The sequence below is a fragment of the Comamonas composti DSM 21721 genome (assembly GCF_000429845.1).
Lineage (GTDB): Bacteria > Pseudomonadota > Gammaproteobacteria > Burkholderiales > Burkholderiaceae_C > Comamonas > Comamonas composti.
Genome location: NZ_AUCQ01000002.1, coordinates 368,179 through 374,590, shown reverse-complemented (window position 1 = coordinate 374,590; position 6,412 = coordinate 368,179). Strand labels below are relative to the sequence as shown.

Sequence of the window (6,412 nt, the reverse complement as noted above, 5' to 3'; positions counted from 1 at the left end):
TGGAAGTGCAGTAATGCATTAAGCTAACCAGTACTAATTGCTCGTGCGGCTTGACCCTATAACTTTGATGAAAATTCATCAAGGACAGTTATGCCAAGAAGGCGCAGTCAAAATAATCGCTGATCGAGACTCTATGAATTCGTTGTGCTGCGAGCCAGACAAAGGCAGGCAGCATGACAGCAAGTTATGCCTGATGACCATAGCAAGTTGGTACCACTCCTTCCCATCCCGAACAGGACAGTGAAACGACTTTGCGCCGATGATAGTGCGGGTTCCCGTGTGAAAGTAGGTCATCGTCAGGCTGTTATAGCCAAAAGCCCCGTAGCTCTCGTTACGGGGCTTTTTTGTTGGCTCCTGGCTGAGTAAAAATAAAAGAAGAGCAGGGAGCGCAAGCTGGCAACTGGTTTGACACATGAATCTGGCTCAAAGCTATAAAAGGAGAGCGCTTGGCGCTCTCCTTTTATGTTTGAGGAAGATAAAAGCGCAGCACGCCATGTTCGTCCGCTTTGCGCACGAGCTGCTTGGCAAACCAGAGGTAGTGCAGGTGGGCCAAGGCCTCGCCCATGGCAAACGTCATCTGGTGGCTGTCCAATTGGCGCTTGAACAAGACATCAAGAATGTTGGCTGCACTCAGGGCTTCGGCCTGAGCGGCCTGCATGATGTCATTCAGTCGTTCGTGGTGATGATCGATCAGTTGTTGGACCCGAAGGTGCAGGCCTGTGAAGGGCTTGCCATGCGAGGGCAGTACCTGGGTGTCTTCAGGCAGCGCGAAGTAGCGTTCCAGGGAGCTCAGGAACAACTGCAAAGGGTTGGCTTCGGGCTCCGCCGCATGCACGCTCACATTGGCCGAGATGCGAGGCAGCACCATGTCGCCGCTGATCAGGATGTTGAGCTCGGGACAGTACAGGGCAATGTGCTCAGGCGCATGACCATAGCCCGCAATGCATTGCCAGGCATGTCCGTTGATCTCGACTTCCATGCCGTCGATGATGCGGTGGTAGGTGGATGGCAGGGGGCTGACCAGGGAGGGGTAGTAGCTTCCACGGCCGCGTACATGCGCGAGAAACTGGGCATCGGTTTGCCCATGCAGCTTGTAGAAGTCAGCCCCGGATTCGCCCCCGAAACCGTCGCGGTCCTTCATGGCGACCAGGGCCACGTTGTAGTCGGTGGAGCTGATCCACAGCGGAGCCTGCCAGTGCTCGCACAGCCAGCCGGCCAGGCCGATATGGTCTGGATGCATGTGGGTGACGATGACGCGCAGAATGGGCAGGCCTTCGAGCTGCGTGGCAAAAATCTGCTCCCACTGTGCGCGCGCCTCGCTGCGGTTCACGCAGCAATCCACGACCGTCCAGCCTTCGCGCGTCTGACCGTGGATGTCTTGCTGCCGGTCGCGCAGCAGCCACAGATTGATATGGTCCAGCGCAAACGGCAAGGACATGCGAATCCATTTGACGCCGGGCGCAATTTCCAGGGTCTGGGCTGGGCCGGGCAGGCGCTCGCCCAGTGAATAGTGAAGTGTTGATTCGTTGGATGCGGTCATGGGCAGGGGGTACTTGGTTTAGCATTGACGTTAACGTAAACGTCATTTGTATCAATGCATTTTAGAGAGCGAATTGCAATAGGCAGTCGCCTGTGCGATGCAGGGCTTTCAGAGAGAACAAACCATGTTGACCAGCTTCACCATCAGCGATCTCGCCAAGGAGTTTGATCTCACCACGCGCGCCATCCGCTTCTACGAGGACATGGGCTTGCTGCAGCCCGAGCGTTCGGGAGCAGGTGGGCGTAATCGGGTTTATTCATCCCGGGACAGGGCGCGCCTGAGGCTGACCTTGAGAGCCAAGCGGCTGGGCCTGTCCTTGTCCGAAGCCAAGGAGATCATCGATCTCTACGACAGCCCGCGCGATACGGGCGTGCAGCTGCGCAAATTCCTGGATGTGCTGGCCGTACATCGCAAGCAGCTCGAAGAGCAGATGGCGGATCTGCAGGCCACGCTGGACGAGGTGCGTGAGCAGGAGAAAGAGGCTCGCAGCCTGCTCAAAAGGAGCGATCGGAAAAATATCGCATAATTGACGTTTACGTAAACGTCAATTGCCATCGCTTCATTGAGGAACAGCGCATGCCTGCCACAAGTGCCGTAGATGCCGAGGATTTCGTGACCCGCGTGCGGGACAGCTTTGCGCTTCAGGGAGCCATGCAGACCCTGGGCGCGCAACTGAGCCGTGTGGAACCCGGCATGGTCGACATAGGGCTGGAGTGGGCGCCGGGTCTGACGCAGCAGCATGGCTTTGTGCACGCGGGCATGGTGTCCACGGCCCTGGATTCGGCCTGTGGCTATGCGGGGCTGACGCTGATGCCTGCCGATGCGGCGGTGTTGACCATCGAATTCAAGGTCAATCTGCTGGCCCCGGCCAAGGGGCAGAGCTTTCGCATGGAAGGCCGCGTCGTCAAGCCGGGGCGCACGATTACCGTGACCGAAGGGCGCGCCTACGCCATCGACCAAGGCCGCGAGAAGCTGATCGCAACCATGGCTTGCACCCTGATGTGTGTGCAAAACCGTGAAGGCCTGCACAACTGACACGTTTCATTCATCCCATCACAGGAGACAAACATGAGTCTTGCCAATCTTCCCGGCCTGAATTTCCAACTCGGCGAAGACATCGATGCCTTGCGCGACGCCGTACGGGAATTCGCCCAGAGCGAAATCGCGCCGCGTGCCGGCGAGATCGACCGCAGCGACCAGTTCCCCATGGATCTGTGGCGCAAGTTCGGCGCGCTCGGCGTGCTCGGCATCACCGTGCCAGAACAATACGGCGGTGCCGACATGGGCTATCTGGCCCACATGGTGGCCATGGAGGAAATCTCGCGCGCCAGCGCCTCCGTGGGCCTGTCCTACGGCGCGCACAGCAATCTGTGCGTGAACCAGATCAATCGCAACGGCAGCGAGGCACAAAAGGCCAAATACCTGCCCAAGCTCATCAGCGGCGAGCATGTGGGTGCGCTGGCCATGAGCGAGCCCGGTGCGGGCTCCGACGTGATCAGCATGAAGCTCAAGGCCGAGGACAAGGGCGGCTACTACCTGCTCAATGGCAACAAGATGTGGATCACCAATGGCCCCGATGCCGACACCCTGGTGGTCTATGCGAAGAGCGAGCCCGAGCTGGGCGCGCGCGGCGTGACGGCCTTTCTGATCGAAAAAGGCATGAAGGGTTTTTCGATTGCGCAAAAGCTCGACAAGCTGGGCATGCGCGGCAGCCATACGGGCGAACTGGTGTTTGAAAACGTGGAGGTGCCTGCCGAAAACGTGCTGGGCGGCGTGAACATGGGCGCCAAGGTGCTCATGAGCGGGCTGGACTATGAGCGCGCGGTTCTCACAGGCGGGCCTTTGGGCATCATGCAGTCGGTCATGGACAACGTGGTGCCCTACATCCACGACCGTAAGCAGTTCGGCCAGAGCATTGGCGAGTTCCAGCTCATCCAGGGCAAGGTCGCCGACATGTATACCGTGCTGCAAGCCGGGCGCTCTTTTGCCTATACGGTTGCTAAAAACCTCGATCTTCTCGGATCCGAGCATGTGCGTCAGGTCCGCAAGGATTGCGCCAGCGTGATTCTGTGGTGTGCGGAAAAGGCGACCTGGATGGCCGGCGAGGGCGTGCAAATCTATGGCGGCAATGGGTATATCAACGAATATCCGCTCGGACGCCTCTGGAGGGATGCGAAACTCTATGAAATCGGCGCAGGTACCAGCGAGATCCGCCGCATGCTGATCGGACGCGAGCTGTTTGCGGAAACCTGCTGATCCGCTGCTGCGCCATTCAGAAGTTGCCAACAACAAAGGAAAGTCTTATGACAACAACCTCCATCGAAGAGCTGTTTGCCCACAACCGCGAGTGGGCACAGCAGGTGGAGCGTGAACGGCCCGGTTTCTTCACCGGGCTGATGGCGCAGCAAAAACCCAAGTACATGTGGATCGGCTGCTCGGACAGTCGAGTGCCTGCGAACCAGATCACGGGCCTGGAGCCTGGCGAGGTCTTCGTGCATCGCAACGTGGCCAATGTGGTCGTGTCCAGTGACCTCAATTGCCTGTCCACGATCCAGTATGCGGTGGACCAGCTGCATGTCGAGCATCTGATGGTCGTGGGCCACTATGGCTGCGGCGGCGTTCAGGCTGCACTTGAAGATGCGCGCGTCGGCCTGGCGGACAACTGGATCCGCCACGTCAAGGATGTGCGCGACAAGCACCAGAGCCTGCTGGCCGGGCTGTCGCCGCAATGGCGGCTCGATGCGCTGTGCGAGCTCAATGCCATCGAGCAAGTCGTCAACGTCGCACAGAGCACGGTCATGCGAGATGCCTGGGCGCGTGGGGAGAAGGTTCAGCTTCACGGCTGGTGCTATAGCCTCAAGAACGGCCTGATCACCAACCTGCAGATGACGGTGCCGGGCACCGGAGGCCTGGAGCAGGTGCATGCCGAGGCCGTGAAGATGGTCGCCGCGCGCGCGCGCAACTGAGACCGGCGGTCCTGAACCTCGACGAGTTCCATGCCTTTGCACGACCCGCAAGCTCGGCTGGCCCAACAGATTGCCCAGGCCATGATGCATGGCTTCAACCGCCACTACCGCCTGTTCCGGGCCGAGTCGGCGCGGGCCAAGCACCGCTTCGAGACGGCCGACTGGCTGGGACAGCAAAGGGCTCAGCGCGAGCGCATAGAGTTCTACGACCTGCGCGTACGCGAATGCGTGCGCCGCCTCGAAAAGGAGTTCGCCGCAGGTCGCCAGGCGATGGAGGTCTGGCAGCAGGTCAAGCGCGACTACATCGCGCTCATGGTCGATCATCTGCAGCCCGAACTGGCCGAGACCTTCTTCAACTCGGTCACGACCAAGATCCTGCACCGCACGCACTTCCAGAACGACTTCATCTTCGTGCGTCCTGCGGTCAGCACCGAGTACATAGAGAACCCCGAGCCCGGCGCGCGTAACGCCTACCTGGCCTTTTATCCGCAGCTGGAGACGCTCGAGGAGAGCCTGACGCAGATCATCGAGCAGTTTGCGCTGCAGGGGCCGTTCGAAGACCTGCAGCGCGACATCGGGCTGCTGGCCGCAAGACTCAGGCCCGAACTGCAGAGCATGCGCCTGCATGCGAACTTCCAGATCCAGGTCCTGTCCAGCCTGTTCTTCCGCAACAAGGGGGCCTATGTGGTGGGCCGGATCATCAACGGCTTTACCGAGCTGCCACTGGTCATCCCCATCCTGCATGGCGACAGCGGCCGCCTGATGCTGCATGCACTGCTGCTGGGCGAGAACGACCTGCACGGGCTGTTCAGCTTTGCACGCGCCTACTTCATGGTGGACATGGATGTGCCCAGCGCCTATGTGCAGTTTCTGCGCAGTCTCATGCCGCGCAAGCCGCGTGCCGAGATCTACAACGCCCTGGGCCTGGCCAAGCAGGGCAAGACGCTGTTCTACCGCGACTTCCTGCACCATCTGCGCCACTCTCGCGACCGGTTCCGCATCGCGCCCGGCATAAAGGGCATGGTCATGCTGGTGTTCGACCTGCCCAGCTTTCCCTATGTGTTCAAGCTCATCAAGGACCGGTTTGCCGCGCCCAAGGAGATTACGCGCGAGCAGGTCAAGGCCAAGTACCGCCTCGTCAAGCAGCACGACCGCGTGGGCCGCATGGCCGACACGCTGGAGTACAGCCTGGTCGCGTTTCCGCGTGAACGGTTCTCGGATGAACTGATTGCCGAGATCCTGGAACACGCTCCCAGCCAGGTCGAGATCAGCGACCGCGATGGCGACGGCCGCCAGGAAGTCATCATCTCCCACCTCTACATAGAGCGCCGCCTGGTGCCGCTCAACATCCACCTGCAGGAATGCTTCGATGCAGGGCTGGAGCAAAGCGGGCCGCGTCTGAGCCTCGAACATGCGGTGCGCGAATACGGCAACGCGATCAAGGATCTGGTCGCGGCCAACATCTTTCCCGGCGACATGCTGTGGAAGAACTTCGGCATCACGCGCGGTGGCAAGGTGGTGTTCTACGACTACGACGAAATCGAATACTTGACCGACTGCAACTTTCGCAGTGTTCCGGCCCCGCGTTGCGAGGAGGACGAGCTCAGCGGCGAAGTCTGGTACCCCGTGGGGCCGCGCGATGTCTTTCCCGAGACCTTCGGCCCGTTTCTGCTGGGCAACCCTGCCGTGCGTGAAGTGTTCATGCGCGAGCATGCAGACCTGCTGGACCCGGGCTTTTGGCAATCCCACCAGCAGCGCATACGGCAAGGCCATGTGCACGACGTGTTTCCCTATGGGCGCAGCAGATATCTTGCGCCCTGAGGCGCGGCGCGGCGTGCCTGGCACTCTCGGCCCTTGGCCGCGCGGGTTCTAGACCTTGCGCAAGACGCCAGGCGGTGTTGGCTGC

The 6,412-nt window shown here is 60.2% G+C and carries 6 protein-coding genes and 1 rRNA gene; 6 read left to right on the top strand and 1 reads right to left on the bottom strand.

Annotated elements, in window-relative coordinates:
- Window positions 1-189: 189 nt before the first annotated feature.
- Window positions 190-302: ribosomal RNA gene (gene rrf, locus G486_RS0103335) — 5S ribosomal RNA — on the top strand.
- 158 nt (window positions 303-460) lie between these two features.
- On the opposite strand, the gene G486_RS0103330 is transcribed toward rrf, so the two are convergent.
- Window positions 461-1,540, bottom strand: coding sequence for an MBL fold metallo-hydrolase (locus G486_RS0103330; protein WP_027014252.1), 1,080 nt, complete (start codon window positions 1,538-1,540; stop codon window positions 461-463).
- Between the two features lie 124 nt (window positions 1,541-1,664).
- Here G486_RS0103330 and G486_RS0103325 point away from each other — a divergent pair, with 124 nt between their 5' ends.
- The 5 genes from G486_RS0103325 to aceK are packed head-to-tail and all read left to right on the top strand — an operon-like array spanning window position 1,665 to window position 6,327.
- Window positions 1,665-2,066 (top strand): MerR family transcriptional regulator, encoded by a 402-nt coding sequence (locus G486_RS0103325; protein ID WP_027014251.1) that lies wholly within the window; start codon window positions 1,665-1,667, stop codon window positions 2,064-2,066.
- Window positions 2,067-2,116: 50 nt separating this feature from the next.
- Window positions 2,117-2,575 carry a PaaI family thioesterase gene (locus G486_RS0103320; RefSeq protein WP_027014250.1) on the top strand — a complete coding sequence of 153 codons (459 nt, stop codon included), beginning with the start codon at window positions 2,117-2,119 and terminating at the stop codon, window positions 2,573-2,575.
- A 33-nt stretch (window positions 2,576-2,608) separates the two neighbouring features.
- The gene (locus G486_RS0103315; protein ID WP_027014249.1) at window positions 2,609-3,796 is read left to right on the top strand and encodes an isovaleryl-CoA dehydrogenase; all 1,188 of its coding nucleotides are present in this window, start codon (window positions 2,609-2,611) and stop codon (window positions 3,794-3,796) included.
- Between the two features lie 47 nt (window positions 3,797-3,843).
- Entirely contained in the window at window positions 3,844-4,506 is a 663-nt protein-coding gene (gene can / locus G486_RS0103310) for a carbonate dehydratase (protein ID WP_027014248.1), read from the top strand.
- Window positions 4,507-4,542: 36 nt separating this feature from the next.
- Complete coding sequence (gene aceK / locus G486_RS0103305; RefSeq protein ID WP_027014247.1) at window positions 4,543-6,327, top strand: bifunctional isocitrate dehydrogenase kinase/phosphatase; 1,785 nt, start codon at window positions 4,543-4,545, stop codon at window positions 6,325-6,327.
- Window positions 6,328-6,412: the final 85 nt, after the last annotated feature.